The following is a 19048-nucleotide window of genomic DNA, read 5'->3' on the forward strand; positions in this document are numbered from 1 at the left end:
CGGACGTGCTCGTCCGGCCCTTTGCTCGTTCGGTGTTAGCTCAGCTTGTCCAGGATGATCTGGCGGACCGTGCCGGCGTCGGCCTGGCCCTTGGTGGCCTTCATGACCGCGCCGATGAGGACGCCGGCGGCGGCGTGGGTGCCGCCGCGGATCTTGTCGGCGACCGCCGGGTTGGCGGCGATGGCCTCCTCGACGGCGGTCTCGAGCGCGCCGGTGTCGGAGACGACCTCGAGGCCGCGCTTGGCGGCGACGTCGGCCGGGTCGCCTTCACCGGCGATGACGCCGTCGATGACCTGGCGGGCCAGCTTGTCGTTCAGGCGTCCGTCGTCGACCATGCCCTGGAGCTGCGCGACCTGGGCGGGCGTGATCGCCAGCGCGGCGAGTTCCTCGCCTGATTCGTTGGCGCGGCGCGAGAGTTCACCGAGCCACCACTTGACGGCGCCGGACGGCGTGGTGCCGGCGGCGACGGTGGCATCGATGAGTTCGATGGCGTCGGCGTTGACGACCGACTGCATCTCCTTGTCGCCCAGGGACCATTCGGCCTGGAGGCGTTCGCGGCGCTTGCGCGGGGGCTCGGGGAGCTCGGAGCGGAGCTGCTCGACCCATTCGCGGGACGGCTCCATGACGGCGAGGTCGGGTTCGGGGAAGTACCGGTAGTCGGTGGCTTCCTCTTTGGAGCGTCCGGCGCGGGTCTCGCCGGTGGTCTCCTGGAAGTGGCGGGTCTCCTGGAAGATCCGCTCGCCGGCGTCGAGGAGCGCGGACTGGCGGCGGACCTCGTAGCGGACGGCGCGTTCGACCGAGCGGAGGGAGTTGACGTTCTTCGTCTCGGTGCGGGTGCCCCATTCGGCGCCCGGCAGGTTGAGCGAGAGGTTGACGTCGCAGCGGAGCGACCCCTGCTCCATGCGGACGTCGGAGACGCCGAGTGAGCGGACGATGTCGCGCAGTTCGGCGGTGTAGGCGCGGGCGACCTCGGGGGCGAGGGCGCCGGTGCCGGGCACGGGGCGGGTGACGATCTCCACGAGCGGGATGCCGGCGCGGTTGTAGTCCACGAGGGACTCGGTGGCGCCGTGGATGCGGCCGGTGGCGCCGCCGACGTGGAGGGTCTTGCCGGTGTCCTCTTCGAGGTGCACGCGCTCGATCTCGATGCGGTACTCCTTGCCCTCCACGACCACGTCGACGTAGCCGTTCTCGCAGAGCGGCTCCTCGTACTGGCTGGTCTGGAAGTTCTTCGGCATGTCCGGGTAGAAGTAGTTCTTCCGGGCGAAGCGGGTCCACTCGGCGATGTGGCAGTTGAGGGCCAGGCCGATCTTGATGGTGGCCTCGATGGCGGCCTTGTTGGCGACCGGGAGGGCGCCGGGCAGGGCCAGGCAGACCGGGCAGGTCTGCGTGTTGGGCTCGGCGCCGAAGGTGGTGGAGCAGCCGCAGAACATCTTGGTGTTCGTGTCGAGTTCGATGTGGGTCTCGAGGCCGAGGACGGGCTCGTAGGTCTCGACGGCCTTGTCGTAGTCGTTCAGCTTCGTCATGACGCTAGTTCCCTTCGATCTCGGGCGCGGTGTCGGCGAGCAGGGTGTCCTGGGTGGACTCCAGGGCGGCCGCGACGCGGTAGGTGATGTCGTCGCCCATGACCGGGCCCATGACCTGCAGGCCGACGGGCATGCCCTCGGAGAGGCCGACGGGGACCGAGACGCCCGGGCCGCCGTAGAGGTTGGTCGGGATCGTGTAGAGGTCGGCGAGGTACATCTGGTACGGGTCGCCGGTGCGCTCGCCGAACTTGAAGGCGATGAACGGCGTGGTGGGGCTGATGATGGCGTCGACCTGCTCGAAGGCCTTCTCGAAGTCCTGCTTGATGAGGGTGCGCACGAGCTGGGCCTTGCCGTAGAACGCGTCCACGTACCCGGCGCTGAGCGCGTAGGTGCCGAGGATGATGCGGCGCTTGACCTCCGGGCCGAAGCCGGCTTCGCGGGTGAGGCTCATGACCTCTTCGAGCGAGTGCTTGCCGTCGTCGCCGGCGCGGAGGCCGTAGCGGACGCCGTCGTAGCGGGCCAGGTTCGAGGAGGCCTCGGACGGGGCGATGAGGTAGTAGGTGGGCAGCGCGTAGGAGAAGGACGGGCAGGAGACCTCCCTGATCTCTGCCCCGAGCTTCACGAGCTGCTCCACGCCGGCCTCGTAGGCGGCGATGACGCCGGCTTCGGCGGCGTCGGCGCCTTCGGCGAACTCCTTGACGACGCCGAGCTTGAGGCCCGAGAGGTCGCCGGTGGCGCCGGCCTTGGCGGCGGCGACCACGGGCGGTACGGGCGCGTCGATCGCGGTGGAGTCGCGCGGGTCGTACCCGGAGATGACCTCGTGGAGCAGCGCGGCGTCGAGGGCGTTGCGGGCCACGGGACCCGGGGTGTCAAGCGAGGAGGAGAAGGCGATGAGGCCGTACCGGGAGTTGGACCCGTAGGTGGGCTTGGCGCCGAACGTGCCGGTCACCGCGCCGGGCTGGCGGATGGAGCCGCCGGTGTCGGTGCCGATCGCGAGGGGGGCCATCTTCGCGGCGACGGCCGCGGCCGAGCCGCCGCCGGAGCCGCCGGGGATGCGCCCGGTGTCCCACGGGTTCAGGGTCGCGCCGAAGGCGGAGTACTCGGTGGAGGAGCCCATGGCGAACTCGTCCATGTTCGTCTTGCCGAGGATCGGCATCTTCGCGGCCTTGATGCGCTCGACGATGGTCGCGTCGTACGGCGGGATCCAGCCTTCGAGGATCTTGGAGGCAGCGGTGGTCGGCATGCCCTTGGTGACCACGACGTCCTTGACGGCGATCGGGACGCCGGCGAGCGGGCCGAGTTTCTCGCCGCGGGCGATGGCCTCGTCCACCTCGCGCGCGGTGGCGAGGGCGCCTTCGCGGTCGACGTGCAGGAAGGCCTTGACGGTGCCGTCGATCGCATCGATGCGGTCGAGGTGGGCCTCGGTGATCTCGTAGGAGGTGGCGCGGCCTTCGCGGATGGCCTCGGCCATGTGGGCGGCGGTCTGATCGACGGCGCGGTGTCCGGTCATGGCTAGGCCTCCTCGTCCAGGATGCGCGGAACGCGGAAGCGGTCCTCGTACGTGTCGGGTCCGCCCGCGAGTGCGGCGTCGCGGGGCAGGGACGGCTGGGGCTGGTCTTCCCGGAAGACGTTCACCAGCGGCACCGCGTGCGAGGTCGGCTGGACGCCGTCCGTGTTCACTTCGGCGAGCGTCTTCATCGATTCGAGGATGACGTCCAGCTGGCCCGCGAAGGCGTCGAGCTCGTCATCGGTGACTTCGAGGCGGGCCAGTCGCGCCAAGTGCGCGACTTCCTCGCGTGAAATCGTACTCACGACAGGTGTTTCCTAACGGTTACTAGCTGCGGGAAGACCTGTCGAGTCTAGGCTGTGCGCGGTCGGCGCCCGAGGCGGGCACCGCCCAGTGTGGGGCGATCTGCTCAGCGGTTGCCGATGGGTGTGACGGACGGATCGCGAAAATCGATCGACACCGGGGGTGTGAGCCTGAAACAGCCCCCTAGCCACTGGAGATGTGACGTGATACTCTTTCGTCACTGGTTCGGAACGGGTTTCCTGGTTTCCTTTCTGTTTCCTTGCTAAGAACGAGTCGGTGGGTGTTCCGACTTGTGGTGGTGTTCTCGAGCCAGTACAGGCCCCGGGCGGAAGCCCGGGGCCTGGTTCTTTTTGTGCTACAAGGTCTTCGTTGCAGCGGCGAACTCGCCCTCCGAAGCCGACTCAGCCGCATTCCCATCAGATTTACGGCTCGTGTCGTGCTCTGCAGACTTACGGCTCGTGTCCTCGCCGTGCTCTGCAAATTTACGGCTCGTGTCCTCGCCGTGCCAGGCCCGCCACAGCGCGGCGTAGTGGCCGTCGAGCGCGATCAGCTCGTCGTGGCTGCCCAACTCGGCGACCCGGCCGTCTTCCACGACCGCGATGCGGTCCGCGTCGTGCGCGGTGTGGAGCCGGTGCGCGATCGCGATCACGGTGCGGCCCTCCAGGACGGCGCCGAGCGCGCGCTCGGTGTCGCGGGCGGCGCGCGGGTCGAGCATCGCCGTCGCCTCGTCGAGGATCACCACATCGGGGTCGGCCAGGATGATCCGCGCGAGCGCGATCTGCTGGGCGCTCGCCGCGTCCAGCTCCCTGTTCTTGCCGCCCAACGGCGTGTCGAGGCCTTCGGGCAGATCGAAGGCCCAGTCGGCGCCGACCGCGGCCAAGGCGCTCTGCAGCTCGTCGTCCTGGGCCTCGGCTTTGGCGAGGATCAGGTTGTCGCGCAAGGTGGCCGTGAAGACGTGATGCTCCTGGGTAACCAGGGTGACGCGCTTGCGGCGCTCGTCGAGAGGCAGCGCGGCGACGTCGACGCCGCCGATCGCGGCGCGGCCCTCGCGGGGCACGTCGGAGCCGGAGATGAGTCGCGCGAGCGTCGACTTGCCTGCGCCGGAAGGACCCACGACGGCGAGGCGCTGCCCGGCGGGGACGCTCAGGGTGACGCCGTGGAGCACGTCGCGGGGGCTGGTCGGGTAGGCGTAGCGGACCTCGGTGAGGTCCACGGTGCCGTCGGCCGGGCGCTCGGTGGTGGCGTCCGCTTCCGCGTCCTCGGCTTCGGCGACGCCCTCGATGCGGGACATGGCCGCGAAGCCGCGCTGGACCTTCTCGACCCACATGAGGATGTGGTCGATCGGGAACATGATCTGGCGGGTCAGGACCGCGCAGGACGCGACGGTGCCGAGGGAGACCGTGCCGTCGAAGTAGAACGCGCCGCCCACCAGGAGCACGGCCGCGGTCGGGAGGGCGTACGCGCCGTCGAGGAACGGGAAGTAGACGCTGCGCAGGAAGAGCGTGTAGCGGGCGGCCTTCCAGTGCTTGGCCACGGTCGCGTCGCCGGCGGCGTCGCGCTGCCCGCGCAGCCGGTAGGCCTCGGTGGTGCGGGCGCCGTCGGCGGAGGCGCCGATCGTGTCGCCGATGGCCGACTCGGCGGCGCGCTCGGCGAGGTAGCCGTCGCGGCCGCGCTTGAGGTACCAGCGGGTGCCGATCCACAGCGGGGGCACGACGACGAGCATGCACAGGCCCAGCAGCGGGCTCGCGATGAGCATGGCGCCGAAGAAGACCAGGACCTTCAGGATCGAGACGGTGACCTGCGGGAGGCCGTCGCGGAAGAGGACGCCGGCCTCGGGGACGTCGGCCGAGGAGCGGGTCATGAGGTCGCCGGAGCCGGCCTGCTCGACCACCGGCATCGGGAGGCGCAGGGCGCGTTCGACGAACTGGACGCGCATGCGCGCCGAGAGGCGTTCGCCAAGGCGGTAGGACACGTACGTGCCGGCCCAGGTGAAGGCGACTACCACGACGATCGCGGCCACGATGCCGAGCGCGAGCCGGTCGATCTCGGCCGCGCCGGAGCCGGTGGTCAGCTCGTCGAGCATGTCCCCCAGCAGGATCGGCGCGACGGCCGCGGCGACGGCGGCCACCAGGTGGAGGCTGACCGCGACGATCGCGCGGCGCCGCTCGGAGGCGAGGAGCCGGAAGAAGGCGCGGCGGACCGTCCGGGTGTCGGCGATCGGCAGCTGGTTCGTCCGCTTTTCGGACGTGGCAGTGGTGCTCATTCGGTTCCCCGGGTGACGAGTGCGCGGTAGTCGGAGTGCGCGGCGACCAGTTCGCGGTGCGTGCCGCGGGCGACGACCTTGCCGCCCTGGACGAACGCGACCGTGTCGGCGCGGCCGAGCCACAGCGGCGAGGTGGTCGCGATGGCGGTGGCGCGGCCGCCGCGGGTCTCGGCGAGGCGCTCGACGATGCGGGCCTCGGTGTGGGAGTCGACCGCGGAGGTCGGCTCGTGCAGGAGCAGGGCTTCGGGGTCGGCCGCGATGGCGCGGGCGAGCCGCAGGCGCTGGCGCTGGCCGCCGGAGAGGGTGCGGGCCTGGTTCTCGACCTCGGTGTCGAGGCCTTCGGGGAGGGCTTCGACGACGTCGTGCGCCGAGGCGGCCTCGATGGCGGCCTCCACGCGGTCGATCCCCTCGCGGGCGGCGACCGCGGCGGCGACGGTGCCCGCGAAGAGGTAGGCGTCGTGGTCGGCGACGAGCACGCGGCGGCGCAGTTCGTCCCGGTCCAGTTGCGCCACAGGCACACTGCCGAAGCGGGCTTCGGACTCGGTGAACCCGCCGAGCCGGTCGAAGACGGCGGCGACCTGCTCGGAGTCGGAGGAGGCGACGGCGAGGAGCTCGCCGCCGGCGACGGTGAGACCGGACTCGGGGTCGTGGAGCTCGGCGCCTTCGCGGGGTCCGGGCAGGATCTCAGCGGCGGTCTCGCGCTCGGGGGTGTTGAGCAGTTCGCAGACCTTGCCGGCGGCGACGCGGCCCTCGATGATCCGGTAGGTGCAGCCGATGAGCCAGTGCACGGGCAGCAGCAGCGCGCCGGTGTAGCCGAACGCGGCGACCATCTGGCCCGGCGTCAGGTCCCCGGAGGCGACCTGGCGTCCGGCGATCCAGATGACGACGCCGAGGAGGATCGCGGGCGTGCCCTCGCCGAGAGAGTTGAGCCAGGCGGTGGGGCCGGCGACCTTGTATCCGGCGGAGCGCAGGGCGTCCGAGTCGCGGCGGTACGAGGCGTTGAAGCGGGCCTCGCCGCCGATGCCGCGCAGCACGCGCAGGCCCGAGACGATGTCGGAGGCGCGCTCGGTGATGTCGCCGACGCGTTCGCGGTACTGCTCCTGGCGGTCCTGGAGGCGGGTGAGGAGCGGGCCGGTGACGAGGCCGACGGCGAACACGCCGATGAAGATGGTGAGGCCCAGGGCGACCGAGGTGTTGAACAGGAGCACGCCGACCGCGATGAGGCCGACGAGGCAGCCCGCGGTGGGGGCGAGCGAGTCGACGGCCCACGAGATGCGGTTGATGTCCGTGGCGCCGACGCTCACGACCTCGCCGGTGGTGACCTTCTTCCGCAGGTCGTCGCCGAGCCGGTTGACCTTCCTGGTGGCGAGCTGCAGGACCCGGTAGGAGGCGTCGGCGCGCCAGAACACGGTGAGCCGGTGCGACCAGACGATCATCGCGGCGGTGGCGAACCCGGCGAGGACCATGCCGAGCGACCAGAACGCGAGCGCGTTCCAGTCGCGTTCGCGCAGACCGTGGTCGACGGCGCCGGTCAGGAAGAACGGGAGCACGGGCAGGGAGCCGAGCGCGATCCCGGAGGTGATGAGCGCCGCGAGCATGAGGCCCTTGCGGCGGGTGGCGAGCCAGATGAGGAGCCGCCAGGGCGTGCCCGGTGGCGGCTCGGCTGTTCCTGGGGACGACGGGTCGCCCCTCGTCCCTTCCGGGAGCAACGGGTCGTCCAATGGCAGTTCGGGGGCGCGGAGGAACCTCACTAGCCGAGCGTAAAGGGAGGGTCCGACATCCGGCAATCGATTAACCCCCCGAACGGGTGCCTACCAGCCGTTTTCACCGTGCGTCGCGGCTCGTGGGAGACCGAGATCTCCCAGCGCGAGGGACGAATCGGACCCACCGGGAAATTGCCTCACATCGACTCGTAGACTCTCGGCGTCGCACCGGTACCGGCTACCGACGAGGAGGACCGCCATCCTGCATCAGCCCGGCCCCCACGGACCGCTGACGGCGGACCGCCGATCGCGACATCGCTCCCTTTCGCTTGCACCGCAACACCTGCGGTGCGATTGACCCTGCCCTGCCCGGCCGACGACACCGCCCAGGACCTTTTCGCCGACCATCCGACAGGAGCCTCCGCCATGCCGGCGCTGCGTTTCGAAGACCTCCTCCAAGACCCCGACCGCGAGCACGACGGCGACCGCTGGGGCGCCGAAGGCCGCCCGGTACTCCTCCTCAACGAGGAGGGCGCCGACCGCTCGGCCTGGTGGCCCGTCGCCGCCCGCCTCGCCGACGAGCACGCCGTCGCGGTCCTGGACCTCTCCCCGAGCCGCTCGCTCACCTCCCGCGCCGAGACCCTCGCCGCCTACGTCGCCGCCATGGGCACCCGCGCCCCGGTCATCGCCGGCCACGGCCCCGCGGCCCTCGTCGCCTCCCTGTTCGCGGCCCGCTACCTCGCGCACGCCGTGGTCAACATCGAACAGCGCCTTGACGAACCGCACCACGACCCCGACACCGAGCGCGCCCTCCACGAGATCACCGCGGGCCCTCGCCTACTCCGATGCCGCTACCTGGCGATCTTCGCCGGCGACCCGCAGCCGCACTACCCGGACTGGCTCGGCGAGCGCATCCCCGGGGCCGCCTGCACCAGCTACCGGACCGAAGGCGCCCACCCGCACCTGAGCGACCCCGACCGCTTCACCGACGACATCAGGGCCATCGCCGCCTGACGCGGGAACGGGCTAGGCGGCCAGAGCCGCGGCGGTCTCGGGGTCGGCGGGGAAGAAGGACTCGATGGCGAGTTCGGCGACCGTGACGTCCATGGGGGTGCCGAAAACGGTTGTGGCGCTGAAGAAGGAGAGGACACCGCTGCCGGTGTCGATCCGCAGCGGGATGACGAGGCTGTGCTTCGGGGCGGGGTCGATGCCGCCCGGGTAGCCCCGCAGCTCCTCGCGCAGACGCACCAGTTCGGGGTCGCCCGTGGCCCGGATCTGGTGGTCGAGGCGGGAGAAGAGGTGGGCGCGCCATTGCGAGAGGTTCCGGATGCGGGGGGCGACCCCTTGCGGGTGCAGGCTCAGCCGCAGCACGTTGACGGGCGGTTCGAGCAGTTCGGGCGCGCTGCCGGCGATGAGCTTGTCGATCGCGGTGTTCGCGTCGACCATGTTCCACTGCCGGTCGACCACGACGGCGGGGTAGGGCATGTGGCCGTCGAGGATCTGGATGAGGGCCTGCCCGATGCTCGCCATCGAAGGCTGGTCCAGTGTGGACTCGGTGTAGGCCGGGGCGTGGCCCGCGGCCATGAGGATGTCGTTGCGGTCGCGCAGGGGAACGTCGAGTTCCTCGCAGATCTTGAGGACCATCGCGGAGGTCGGCTTGGAGCGGCCGGTCTCGATGAAGCTCAGGTGGCGCGCGGAGATGCGGCACTGGATCGCGAGCTCCTGCTGCGTCAGGTGGCGCTGCGCGCGCCAGTGCCGGACGAGGTCGCCCGGGGTCCGGCGGGCTGCGGTGTCGGAGAGCGGTACTGCCATGCGGCCCAGCCTAAACCCACAGGTAGCGCCGCTCATTACCTCCAAGGTAATCGACGGGCGGCGCGAACCGGGCGAAGCTGGTGTCGTTCCCGGGAGACGCCGGGACACCGAGAGACAGGGAACGACATGACCGACTTCAACGCCATCGCCGCCGCTTACCTCGACGCCTTCAACGCGACCGACGAGACCGAGCGCAAGCGCCTCGTGGCCGACCTGTTCACCGCCGACGTCAGCTACATCGACCCCATGGCGGACGTCGAGGGCCACGAGGGCGTGAACGCCTTCATCGCCGGCGCCCACCAGCAGTTCCCCGGCTGGGTCTTCACCCTCATCGGCCCGGTCGACGGCCACGGCCAGCAGGCCCGCTTCAGCTGGGGCCTCGGCCCCGAGGGCGTGGAGCCGCCGGTCGTGGGCTTCGACGTGGTCGTGGTCGACGGCGAGGGCCGCATCGGCCAGGTGCTCGGCTTCCTCGACAAAGTGCCCGCCGCTTAGCCGGTGCCCGGGGGCGGGCGCCGACCCGCCCCCGCGAGCTAGTGCAGGTCGACGACGACGGCGGTGGCGTCGTCGTGCCGCTTGCCTTCCCACCGTTGCGGGTCGGGGTCGGTGAGTTCGGCGCCGCGCACGGCGTCGATGAGCGCTTCGGGACCGCGGTTGGTGGTCGCGAGGGTCATCAGGTCCGCGTCGCGGTAGTCGTACCGGCCGGTCAGGCGCGTGATGCCGTTGGTGCACAGCAGGATCCGCCGAAGTTCGGCGATCGGCTGCCGACCGGTGAAGGCGTGATCGGCCGCTTCGGGCACCGCGCCGGCGAACCAGGCCCCGCCGGGCTGGTTGCGGTACCGGGCGATGAACGCCTCGAGGCCTTCGGCGGTGTCCGGCGGCTCGGGGAGCTCGTTGACGCGCAGGTCGGTCTCGACCGCAACGCGGCCGGTCGTGTCCTCGAAGAGGATCGCGGCATCGCCGAGTACCAGCCATTCCAGGTCGTCGCCGACCAGGCGGGCGAGGGCGACCGTGGCGCCGGGCGAACGCGGATGCGCGGTGTCGCAACCCGGTCCGTGGTCGGCGACCGTGGCGATGACGGCCTCGCGCAGGATCGCCGCGAGCGTGCCTGCGCCGTCCAGGCCGGCGCCGAGGTGGGCGCCGAGGCGGTCGACGATCCAGGCGACGCCGTGCGAGCACCCGGTGTCGACGCCCGCAGGCGGGTTCGCGCCGTCGAGGACCAAGGCCCAGTCCGCGCCGGTCAGCGCCAGGTCCTGGTTCTCCGCTCCGGACCCGATCGCGGTGCCGTGCTTCGCTTCGAAGGTCATGCCGGACGCTGCTCCCTCATGTTGTCAGACACCGGTGCCGTGCCAGGTGTTCCAGAGGCGAGCATAGGGCCCGTTCGCTTGCAGGAGTGCGTCATGGCTGCCGAGCTCGGCGAGGACGCCGTCCTCGATGACCGCGATGCGGTCGGCGTCGTGCGCGGTGTGCAGGCGGTGGGCGATGCCGATGACGGTGCGGCCCTCCAGGACCGCCGCGAGGGCGCGCTCGGTGTCGCGCGCGGCGCGGGGGTCGAGCATCGCCGTGGCCTCGTCGAGGATCACCACGTCGGGGTCGGCCAGGATGATGCGGGCCAGGGCGATCTGCTGCGCGGCGGCCGGGTCGAGTTCCTTCGCGGTGCCGCCGAGTTCGGTGTCGAGGTCGTCGGCCCAGGCGGCGCCGACCGTGGCGAGCGCCTCGCGCAGTTCCGCGTCGTCGGCGTCCGGTTTGGCGAGGGTGAGGTTGTCCCGCAGCGTCGCGGTGAAAACGTGGTGCTCCTGGGTCACGAGGGTGACGTGGCCGCGTCGCTCGCCCAGCGGGAGCGACGCCACGTCCACTCCCCCGACAGTGACGCGACCCGAGTCCGGGGCGTCGACGCCGGAGACGAGCCGCGCGATGGTGGACTTGCCCGCGCCACTGGGTCCGACGACCGCGAGGCGTTCGCCCGCGGGGATCACAAGGTCGACGCCGTGGAGCACTTCGGGACCGGTCGGGTACGAGAAGTGGACCGCGCGCAGTGCCACCGTGCCGTCGGCGGGGACGGCCGCGGCGGTGGCCGCCTCGTCCGTGTCGATGGCCGCGACGCCTTCGACCCGGGCGAACGACGCGAAGCCGCGCTGGAGCCATTCGACCATCATGAGCAGGAAGTTCATCGGGGTCATGATCTGGCGCGAGAGCACCGCGCACGCGGCGACCTCGCCGAGGCTCACCGTCCCGTGGAAGTACATCGCGCCGCCGAGGACGAGCACGGCCGAAGCGGGGAGCACATAGGAGCTCTCGAGCGTCAGGAAGTAGACGCTGCGCAGGTACAGCGTGTACCTGCTGGCGGCCCAGTGCTCACCGATCGTGTTGTCGCCGTGAGCGATCCGGTCGGCTTCGAGGCGGTACAGCTCGGCGGTGCGGGCGCCGTCGGCGGTCGCCGCAAGGGCCTCGCCCGAGCGGGACTCGGTGCGGGCCTGCGTCAGGTACCCCTCGCGGGCGCGCTTGAGGTACCAGCGCGCGCCCACCGCGATGAGCGGGACGGCGAGGACCATGCACAGCGCGAGGAGCGCGTTGACCCAGACCATCGCTCCGATGTAGACGATCGCGGTCAGGATCGCGACGGCCGCGCGCGGGAGCGAGTCGCGGATGAGGTTGCCCGACTGCGGGACGTCCACGGAGGCGCGGGTCATGAGGTCGCCCGCGCCGGCCCGCTCGGCGGTGTGGAGCGGCAGGCGCAGGCACTGCTCGACGAAGCGCTCGCGCAGCCGCGCCGAGAGGCGTTCGCCCACGCGGTTCGCGGTGAAGCTCGCGAGCCAGGTGAGCGCCACCGCGGCGGCGATCGCGGCGGCCATGCCGGCGGCGAGGAGGTCGATGTCGGCGATGCCCTCGCCCGCGGTGAGGGCGTCGATCATGCGGCCCATCAGGAGCGGTGCGGCGGTCGAGGCCCCCGCGGCGGCCACGCGCAGCGCGACGGCGACCCCGACGCGGGAGCGCTCGGAGGCCAGGAGTGCGACGAAGGCCCGGCGGACCCGGTCGGGCTCGGCCACCGGCAGCTCGGTCGAGTCCGCCTCGGCGCCTTGGGTCTTCGAGTCCGGGGATGTCGTGCGGAGGCCGGTGGTCATGAGAGCTCCCGGTTCACTAGGGCCCGGTAGTCGGGGCGGGACGCGGTGAGTTCGGCGTGGGTGCCGGTGGCGGCGACCTTGCGGTCCTGGACGAAGGCCACCCGGTCGGCGCGGCCGAGCCAGAGCGGGGAGGCGCTCACGACCGCGGTCGTGCGGCCGTGCCGGAACCCGGTGAGCCGCTCCGTGATGCGGGCTTCGGTATGGGAGTCCACTGCGGACGTCGGTTCGAGGAGGAGCAGGACCTCGGGGTCGGCCGCGAGGGCCCGCGCGAGGCGCAGGCGCTGGCGCTGGCCGCCGGAGAGGGTGCGGGCCTGGTCGTCCATCTCGGCGTCGAGGCCGCCGGGGAGGGCGTCCACGACGTCGTCCGCGGCGGCCGTGGTGACGGCGGCCTTCGCGTCGCGTCCGCCGATGACGGCGGTGAGGGTGCCGGCGAAGAGGTACGCGTCGTGGTCGCCGGGGAGGATGCGGCGGCGCAGTTCCTCGGATGCCATGCGGGCCACGGGGACCTGGCCGAACACGGCTTCGGAGGGTGCGAGGCCGGCGAGGCGGTCGAAGATCGCGGCGGCGGTGTCGGTGTCGGCGGTGGCGACGGCGGTCAGGCCGGGCGTGAGGGTGAGTCCGGATTCGGGGTCGTGGAGTTCGGCGCCGCGCTCGGGCCCCTGCAGGGGGTCCCGCGGTGCCTCGCGCTCGGGCAGGGCGAGGAGTTCGCAGACCTTCGCGCAGGCGACCTCGCCCTGGATGATGGTCATGGCGGTGCCCAGGAGCCAGCGCACCGGCATGAGCAGCGCGGCGGTGTACCCGAAGGCGGCGACCATCTGGCCGACGGTGATCTCGTCGGCGGCCACGAGGCGGGCGGCGATCCAGACGACCGCGCCGAGCAGGATCGCCGGGGCGCCTTCGGAGATCGCGTCGATCCAGGCGCCCGGGGCGGCGAGGCCGAAGCCGGAGCGCTTGAGGTGCTGGGAGTCGCGGCGGTAGGCGGCGTTGAAGCGCGCTTCGCCGCCGACGCCGCGCAGGACGCGGAGTCCGGCGACGATGTCGGCGGCGCGCTCGGTGACGGCGCCGATGTCGCGGCGGTAGGAGCCGTACCGGGCATGGAGGTGGCGGAGCATCGGGCCGGTGATCGCGGCGACGGCGGTGACGCCGATGAAGACGGTGAGGCCGAGGGACGCGGACATGCCGAAGAGCAGCACGGCGACCGCGACGATCCCGGTCACGCAGCCGACGGTGGGCGCGAGCGATTCGATGGCGCGGCCGATGGAGACCACGTCGGTGACGCCGACGCTGACGACCGAGCCGGTGGTGGTCTGGCCGCGCAGGCGCGAGCCGAGGCGGGCGGTCTTGCGGGTGGCGAGCTGGAGGACCCGGTACTGGGCGTCGTGGCGCCACCAGACGGTGAGGCGGTGGTGGAGCACGATGCTCACGGCCGCAACGGATCCGGCGAGGGTGAGGGCGCCGGCCCAGGCGAGGAGCGCGCCCCAGTCGCGGCCGCGGATGCCGTCGTCGACGGCGCCGGTGAGGAAGATCGGCATGACGGGGACGAGGCCGAGGGAGAAGACCGCGGAGACGAGGACGGCCGCGGCGAGGCCCTTGCGGCGGGTGGCGAGCCAGGTGAAGAGGCGCCAGGAGGTGGTCGGGGGTTCGCCGGGGTCGTCTACGGGCAGTTCGGGTGCGCGGAGGAGTGACACAGGGCCAAGGTAGCCACGCCCGCTGCAGATCGGCAAGCGTTTAACAGCGTGCAGTCGACATGAGACGACAGCAGCGGTGCGGCGGTGGCGCTCGGCGAGCGGGGTTCAGTTGCCGGTCAGGCGTTCGAGCCAGCCCGGGGACTGCCGCTCGCGGCGGTCGCCGACGTACTCGACCACCACGTCCACCAGTTGCTCCGGGCTGTCCGTGGCGGCGACCGCGCGCGGGTGGAGCGCGGCGTGCGCGCTCGGGTGCTCGGAGAAGAGCACGGCGGGCGTGGGAATGCCCGAGGCGACCATGCGGTCGAGGAGGCGGCTCCCGGCGGCGTCGCCGTCGGGTTCGGACTCGCGGCGCATGTCGGTGATGACGAGGTCGTAGGGGTGCTTCGCCAAGGCGCGCATGGCTTCATCGGTGGAGAGCACCGGCTCCACGGTGATGCCGACAGCGCGGAAGAGCCCGCTCAGTATGTCGTTCCCGTCCGGATTGTCGTCGACCCACAGGATCGAGCCGCCCCGCAGTTCGAAGGCGGCGAGCACGAGTTTCGTGGCGGCGCGCAGGCTCTGGGTCCGGGACTGGTGCCCGAGCGGATGCCGGTACGCCGGCTGGACGGGCTGGGCCCAGTAGGGGGCGGGCCGGTTCGGGTAGTAGGCGCCACCCTCGCCGGGCCGGCCCGCGGGAACGGGATAGGTGGGCGGGATGTTGGGGATCTGCTGGTTGGGGGCGGTCACCGTGGCGTAGGGGTCGGGCTCGGGCTGCGCGGTGTCGGCGGGCCCGTCGACGGGTGGGGTGGCGAGGAGGTCCGGCTTCGCCTCGGCGGGCGGTTCGGTGTGGACGGTCTCGTCGTCGTCCGCCGGTTCGTCGTCCGTGGCGTCCTTCGCGGGTGGCGACTGCGGGTCGGTGCCGATCTTGTAGACCACGCCGTTGCCGGGCCGGACCTGCTGGGTCGGCAGCGGGTAGAGCGCGGTCCAGTCCGTCTCGGCGGGCGGCGGCTGGAGCTGCACGGCGTCGCGCACGGCCGCCTGTTCGATGGCCTGCTGGGCGAGTTCCACTGTGACCCAAGGGGTCTCGACCTTGGTCATGCGCGGCGCCTGGGCGGTGAAGAGCCGCTTGGCGATGGCCAGCGCGATGAAGCCGAAGCCGACCCAGAGGAAGGCCGGGAGCACCTTGATCAGTTCGATCCAGATGGCTTCGCTCATCGTGGGCTCCAAAGAAGGGGGTACCGGGGCCGGGCATCTCTACCTTAAACGGCCGACGCCATGGCCCCGGTACCGCAAGGCGTCTCACCGGGTGAGGGCGTGGAACAGGGAGATCCAGCGGTCAGGCGGGACGAGTCCGACGACTTGGTCGCGGGCGATGCCGGCTTCGGCGCAGGCCTGGTGCGCGACGCGCCTGGGGACGACGCGGCACAGGGACGCGGCGAGCGCGCCGCCGATGCCGGAGAAGCCGAGGTCCACGAGGTCGCGGTAGTCGACCATGGCGTCGGGCGGCAGCAGGGGCCTGGTGCGGCGGTGCAGGTGCAGCACGGCGGCGTCGACCTGCGGGACGGGCCGGAACTCGCGGCGGTCGAGGCGCATGCCGAGTTCGAAGTCGAACTCGGGCCAGTGCGCGACGGTGAGGCGGCTCCAGCGGCCGTAGTCGCCGGTGTGCTTGCGGGCGAACTCGAGCTGGGTGATCAGTGCGGCCGAGGTGAGGGTGCGGGCGCGCAGGCACCACCGGACGATGTCGGTGGTGATTCCGAAGGGCGCGTTGGCGACGACGCTGAAGGGTGCTTGCGGTGGTGTGACGTCGCGGAAGTCGGCCTGGTGGCAGCGGAAGTGCTCGTGGTGGCCGAGGCGCGAGTGGAGTCGTTCGACGAAGTGGCGGTCCTTCTCGTAGGCGGTGACGCGGCGGGCGCGGTCGAGCAGCGCTCTTGTGACCATGCCGTCGCCGGGGCCGACTTCGATCACGTGGTCGTTCGGGCGGACGTCGGCGGCGTCGACGAAGGCGCGGGCGGTGTGCGCGTCGCGCAGGAAGTTCTGGGACAGGGCTTTGCGGTTCGAGAGGTCGCGTGCGCTTTTGGTGTGCGGAGCTCGGGCACGCGGGAATTGGCTGCGGGACATGGGAGTACTCCATGAGGACGAGTCGAATCAGGACGATCGATTCGCCTAGGCCCGCGCAGGGGCGCAGCCGCTGCGAGACGCAGCGGTCGGATAGGAGCGCTTGCGGGAGGCCTAGGCCGCCGCGCGCAGCCGCATGAAGCACGGGCAGGACGCGGTGGACGCGAACTGCCCCGGTGACCCGTACATGCCCGCGAGGCTATCCGGTTTCGCCCGGGGCGTCCACCCGGTTCTCGCGCCGCGCGCGCGGGATCGCACCGGTGTCGTTGTGGGCGCCGCCGCCCGAGGAGTAGCGGCCGGGCACGTGGAGTCGCAGGACCGCTTCGCTGGCCCAGTCGGGGACGGATCCGGGGCGGGACGCGGCGATCATGACGGCGAACGCGAGCGGCACCGTCCACAGTGCTGGCTGGGCGAGGAGGACTGAGACGATGCCGGGTTCGAGGTCGAGGACCACGGAGGCCAGCGCCGCGCCGGTGGAGGTGGCGGCGCCGACGAGCAGGCCCGCCGTCGCCCCGGTCGCGGTGAGGCCGCGCCACCAGATGCCGAGGGTCAGCAGCGGGCAGAACGTGGAGGCCGCCACCGCGAAGGCCCAGCCGACGAGCACGTTGATGTCCACATCGGCCGCCGGGAGCGAGAGCGCGACCGCGAGGGCCGTGCCGACGACGACGCCGAGGCGCAGCCGTGAGAGCGAGCCGCCGAACAGGTCGTGCGAGAGGCCCCCGGCCAGCGCGAGGAGCAGCCCGGACGAGGTGGAGAGGAATGCGGCGAACGCGCCGGCGGCGACCAGTGCGGTGAGGACCGCGCCGGCCGTGCCGGGGACGATCGCGCCCGGGACGAGGAGCGGGACGACGTCGGTCTCCTCGGGTTCGGGCGTGGTGACGCGGCCGAGGAGGCCGTAGACGACCGGCCACAGGTAGAACAGGCTGAGCAGAACGATGACCGAGACGGCGACCCGGCGGGCCGCGCGGGCCCCGGCGACGGTGTGGAAGCGCATCACGACGTGCGGGAGCCCCATGGCGCCCAAGGTGGTCGCGACCAGGACCGAGATGGTGGCCAGCAGCGGGTGCCCGGAGCCGTCGAGGTCCAGGAGCGGGCGGGACCAGTCCGCGTCGGCGCTCGGGTCGAGGGCCGCCTCGCGCCGTTCGGGCCCGGCGAGGGCGATGAGGAAGACCGCGGGGCCGGCGATGAACACGAGCTTCACCAGGTAATGGAAGGCCTGCACGTAGGTCGCCGAGCGCATCCCGCCGACGGCGATGGTGGAGGAGACCACGAGCCCGGCGCCGACGACGCCGACCCAGTAGGGGATGCCGGAGACGAGTTCGAGCACGACGCCGGCCGCTTTGAACTGCGGCAGCAGGTAGAGCAGCATGATGACGAGCACGACGAGGCCGCACATGCGGCGGATGCGCGGCGAGCCCAGGCGGTACTCGGCGAAGTCGGGCACCGTGTAGGCGCCGCTGCGGCGCATCGGCCCGGCCGCGAGCGCGGCGACGAGCACGTACCCGGCGGTGAAGCCCACGGCGTACCACATCGCGCCCACGCCGTTCTTGACGATCAGCCCGGCGAGGCCCAGTACCGAAGCGGCGGAGACGTACTCGCCCGCGATGGCGAGGGCGTTCCAGCCGGGCACGATGCTGCGGGAGGCCACCAGGAAGTCCGGTGTGGACCGTGCGGCGCGCACGCCCCAGACGCCGATGACGACGCTGGAGGCGAGCACCAGGCTGATGGCGGCCAGGCCGAGCATCAGCTGCCTTCCCGGTAGTCGGCTTCGATGGCCTCGGCCCGGCGCACGTGGACGGCGGCCAGGAGCAGCAGGACCGGGTAGGGCGCGAAGAAGAGCACGGCCCAGCCGAGGCGGCCCGGAGTGATCGCGGCGGCGGTGAGCAGGGCGGCGAGGGCGAGCAGGAGCAGGGTCGCGGTGCGGGCGGCGAGGCGGCGCTGGCGGCGGAGGGCGCGTTCGGCGTCGTCGAGGTCGATCGCGCTGCGGCCCACCGGCGGGCGGCCCGCGAGGCGGCTGAGGCGGCGTGTGGCGTCGGACCGGCGGCGCAGGGCGAGCCGGGTCTGGGGGCTGGTGACGCGCACGCGCTGGTTCACCGGTGCGCGCCGCCTTCCCTGGCGGCCTGGAGGAGCCGTTCGCGCAGGAGCCGGGAGTGGCGGCGGCTGACTGGCACCTCGCCGGGTTCGGTGACGGCGACGAGGCCGGCCGTGGAGGTCACGCGCAGTTCCGTGACATGGGCGAGGTTGATGAGGAAGGAGCGGTGCGCGCGCACGAAACCCGCTGCGTCCCATACCTGTTCGAGGTAGGTGAGGGACTGGCGGAGGAGGTGCGAGCCCTGGCTGGAGTGGAGGCGCACGTAGTCGCCGTGGGCTTCGGCGTAGGCGATGTCGTCACGGCGCACGAACACGGTGCGCCCGGCGAGCTCGACCTGGACGACGGCGAGGTCGTCGGACTTGTCCCCCACCACGGGTCCGGAGCGGCGGCCGCCGATGCGGGCCACGGCCTCGGCGAGGCGCTCCGGCCGGAAGGGCTTGAGAAGGTAGTCGGCGGCGCCGAGGCCGAAGGCCTCCACCGCGTGGTTGTCGTAGGCGGTGACGAACACGATCTCGGGCGGGTCCGAGAGGCGCCGGAGGATCCGGGCCACGTCCATGCCGGTGAGGCCGGGCATCGCGATGTCGAGGAACGCGGCGTCGAACGAGCCGGAGCCGAGGAGGCGCACGGCCTCGTCGCCGCCGGCGGCGGCCACGACCTCGCCGACGGCGGGCAGCTCGGCGAGCTGCCCGGCCAGTTCGACGCGGGTGGAGGGCTCGTCTTCGACGACGAGCACGCGCAGCAGGCTCATCAGCGCCTCCGGTTCAGGAGCAGGGTCGCAGTGCGGACCGGGCGGGAGGGAAGGGCCGCAATGCGAACGAGGCGGGAGTGATTAGTGCGGTCCCCCGCCCACTGAGCACGAATCGCGTTCGCGTTCGCGTTCGCGTTCGCGTTCGCGTTCGCGTTCGCGTTCGCGTTCGCGTTCGCGTTCGCGTTCGCGTTCGCGT

Annotated in this window: 16 protein-coding genes; 2 read left to right on the forward strand and 14 right to left on the reverse strand. The window is 72.0% G+C overall.

The window, feature by feature from the left end; all coding sequences use genetic code 11:
* Window positions 1–35: 35 nt before the first annotated feature.
* From gatB to O2L52_RS22845, 5 genes are all read right to left on the reverse strand, one after another.
* A complete protein-coding gene (gene gatB, locus O2L52_RS22825) occupies window positions 36–1523 on the reverse strand; it encodes an Asp-tRNA(Asn)/Glu-tRNA(Gln) amidotransferase subunit GatB (RefSeq protein WP_270116043.1) in 1488 nt (495 codons plus the stop codon).
* Between the two features lie 4 nt (window positions 1524–1527).
* Window positions 1528–2994 carry an Asp-tRNA(Asn)/Glu-tRNA(Gln) amidotransferase subunit GatA gene (gatA, locus tag O2L52_RS22830; protein ID WP_373897071.1) on the reverse strand — a complete coding sequence of 489 codons (1467 nt, stop codon included), beginning with the start codon at window positions 2992–2994 and terminating at the stop codon, window positions 1528–1530.
* A 41-nt stretch (window positions 2995–3035) separates the two neighbouring features.
* The gene (gene gatC, locus O2L52_RS22835; protein WP_270116045.1) at window positions 3036–3335 is read right to left on the reverse strand and encodes an Asp-tRNA(Asn)/Glu-tRNA(Gln) amidotransferase subunit GatC; all 300 of its coding nucleotides are present in this window, start codon (window positions 3333–3335) and stop codon (window positions 3036–3038) included.
* Window positions 3336–3688: 353 nt separating this feature from the next.
* Window positions 3689–5596, reverse strand: coding sequence for an ABC transporter ATP-binding protein (locus O2L52_RS22840; protein ID WP_270116047.1), 1908 nt, complete (start codon window positions 5594–5596; stop codon window positions 3689–3691).
* A complete protein-coding gene (locus O2L52_RS22845; RefSeq protein ID WP_270116048.1) occupies window positions 5593–7347 on the reverse strand; it encodes an ABC transporter ATP-binding protein in 1755 nt (584 codons plus the stop codon). Before O2L52_RS22845 ends, O2L52_RS22840 begins: the two co-directional genes overlap by 4 nt.
* 378 nt (window positions 7348–7725) lie before the next feature.
* On the opposite strand from O2L52_RS22845, the gene O2L52_RS22850 reads away from it, so the two are divergent.
* Complete coding sequence (locus O2L52_RS22850; RefSeq protein WP_270116050.1) at window positions 7726–8313, forward strand: alpha/beta fold hydrolase; 588 nt, start codon at window positions 7726–7728, stop codon at window positions 8311–8313.
* A gap of 12 nt (window positions 8314–8325) precedes the next feature.
* On the opposite strand, the gene O2L52_RS22855 is transcribed toward O2L52_RS22850, so the two are convergent.
* Window positions 8326–9111 (reverse strand): helix-turn-helix domain-containing protein, encoded by a 786-nt coding sequence (locus O2L52_RS22855; RefSeq protein ID WP_270116052.1) that lies wholly within the window; start codon window positions 9109–9111, stop codon window positions 8326–8328.
* A gap of 126 nt (window positions 9112–9237) precedes the next feature.
* On the opposite strand from O2L52_RS22855, the gene O2L52_RS22860 reads away from it, so the two are divergent.
* A complete protein-coding gene (locus tag O2L52_RS22860; RefSeq protein WP_270116054.1) occupies window positions 9238–9603 on the forward strand; it encodes a nuclear transport factor 2 family protein in 366 nt (121 codons plus the stop codon).
* 38 nt (window positions 9604–9641) lie between these two features.
* Here O2L52_RS22860 and O2L52_RS22865 read toward each other — a convergent pair whose 3' ends face one another.
* The 8 genes from O2L52_RS22865 to O2L52_RS22900 all read right to left on the reverse strand — a co-directional run bounded on the left by O2L52_RS22865 (window position 9642) and on the right by O2L52_RS22900 (window position 18852).
* Entirely contained in the window at window positions 9642–10415 is a 774-nt protein-coding gene (locus O2L52_RS22865) for a protein phosphatase 2C domain-containing protein (RefSeq protein WP_270116055.1), read from the reverse strand.
* Window positions 10416–10439: 24 nt separating this feature from the next.
* On the reverse strand, window positions 10440–12230 hold the full coding sequence (locus tag O2L52_RS22870) for an ABC transporter ATP-binding protein (RefSeq protein WP_270116056.1): 1791 nt from the start codon (window positions 12228–12230) through the stop codon (window positions 10440–10442).
* Window positions 12227–13918, reverse strand: coding sequence for an ABC transporter transmembrane domain-containing protein (locus O2L52_RS22875; protein WP_270116058.1), 1692 nt, complete (start codon window positions 13916–13918; stop codon window positions 12227–12229). Before O2L52_RS22875 ends, O2L52_RS22870 begins: the two co-directional genes overlap by 4 nt.
* A 105-nt stretch (window positions 13919–14023) precedes the next feature.
* On the reverse strand, window positions 14024–15112 hold the full coding sequence (locus O2L52_RS22880) for a DNA-binding transcriptional response regulator (protein WP_270116060.1): 1089 nt from the start codon (window positions 15110–15112) through the stop codon (window positions 14024–14026).
* Window positions 15113–15196: 84 nt separating this feature from the next.
* Window positions 15197–16015 carry an ErmE/ErmH/ErmO/ErmR family 23S rRNA (adenine(2058)-N(6))-methyltransferase gene (erm, locus tag O2L52_RS22885; RefSeq protein WP_270116061.1) on the reverse strand — a complete coding sequence of 273 codons (819 nt, stop codon included), beginning with the start codon at window positions 16013–16015 and terminating at the stop codon, window positions 15197–15199.
* Between the two features lie 196 nt (window positions 16016–16211).
* A complete protein-coding gene (locus O2L52_RS22890) occupies window positions 16212–17756 on the reverse strand; it encodes a sodium/solute symporter (protein WP_270116062.1) in 1545 nt (514 codons plus the stop codon).
* A complete protein-coding gene (locus O2L52_RS22895; RefSeq protein WP_270116064.1) occupies window positions 17756–18106 on the reverse strand; it encodes a hypothetical protein in 351 nt (116 codons plus the stop codon). The genes O2L52_RS22890 and O2L52_RS22895 overlap by 1 nt, the downstream gene beginning before the upstream one ends.
* Complete coding sequence (locus O2L52_RS22900; RefSeq protein WP_270116065.1) at window positions 18103–18852, reverse strand: LytR/AlgR family response regulator transcription factor; 750 nt, start codon at window positions 18850–18852, stop codon at window positions 18103–18105. Before O2L52_RS22900 ends, O2L52_RS22895 begins: the two co-directional genes overlap by 4 nt.
* Window positions 18853–19048 lie beyond the last annotated feature (196 nt).

The organism is Glycomyces algeriensis, assembly GCF_027622855.1.
GTDB classification, from domain to species: domain Bacteria; phylum Actinomycetota; class Actinomycetes; order Mycobacteriales; family Micromonosporaceae; genus Glycomyces; species Glycomyces algeriensis.

Coding starts and splice junctions, on each gene's coding strand:
- gatB (WP_270116043.1), bottom strand. CDS start 1,523: ATGACGAAGCTGAACGACTACGACAAGGCCGTCGAGACCTACGAGCCC.
- gatA (WP_373897071.1), bottom strand. CDS start 2,994: ATGGCCGAGGCCATCCGCGAAGGCCGCGCCACCTCCTACGAGATCACC.
- O2L52_RS22840 (WP_270116047.1), bottom strand. CDS start 5,596: ATGAGCACCACTGCCACGTCCGAAAAGCGGACGAACCAGCTGCCGATC.
- O2L52_RS22850 (WP_270116050.1), top strand. CDS start 7,726: ATGCCGGCGCTGCGTTTCGAAGACCTCCTCCAAGACCCCGACCGCGAG.
- O2L52_RS22855 (WP_270116052.1), bottom strand. CDS start 9,111: ATGGCAGTACCGCTCTCCGACACCGCAGCCCGCCGGACCCCGGGCGAC.
- O2L52_RS22860 (WP_270116054.1), top strand. CDS start 9,238: ATGACCGACTTCAACGCCATCGCCGCCGCTTACCTCGACGCCTTCAAC.
- O2L52_RS22865 (WP_270116055.1), bottom strand. CDS start 10,415: ATGACCTTCGAAGCGAAGCACGGCACCGCGATCGGGTCCGGAGCGGAG.
- O2L52_RS22870 (WP_270116056.1), bottom strand. CDS start 12,230: ATGACCACCGGCCTCCGCACGACATCCCCGGACTCGAAGACCCAAGGC.
- O2L52_RS22880 (WP_270116060.1), bottom strand. CDS start 15,112: ATGAGCGAAGCCATCTGGATCGAACTGATCAAGGTGCTCCCGGCCTTC.
- erm (WP_270116061.1), bottom strand. CDS start 16,015: ATGTCCCGCAGCCAATTCCCGCGTGCCCGAGCTCCGCACACCAAAAGC.
- O2L52_RS22890 (WP_270116062.1), bottom strand. CDS start 17,756: ATGCTCGGCCTGGCCGCCATCAGCCTGGTGCTCGCCTCCAGCGTCGTC.
- O2L52_RS22900 (WP_270116065.1), bottom strand. CDS start 18,852: ATGAGCCTGCTGCGCGTGCTCGTCGTCGAAGACGAGCCCTCCACCCGC.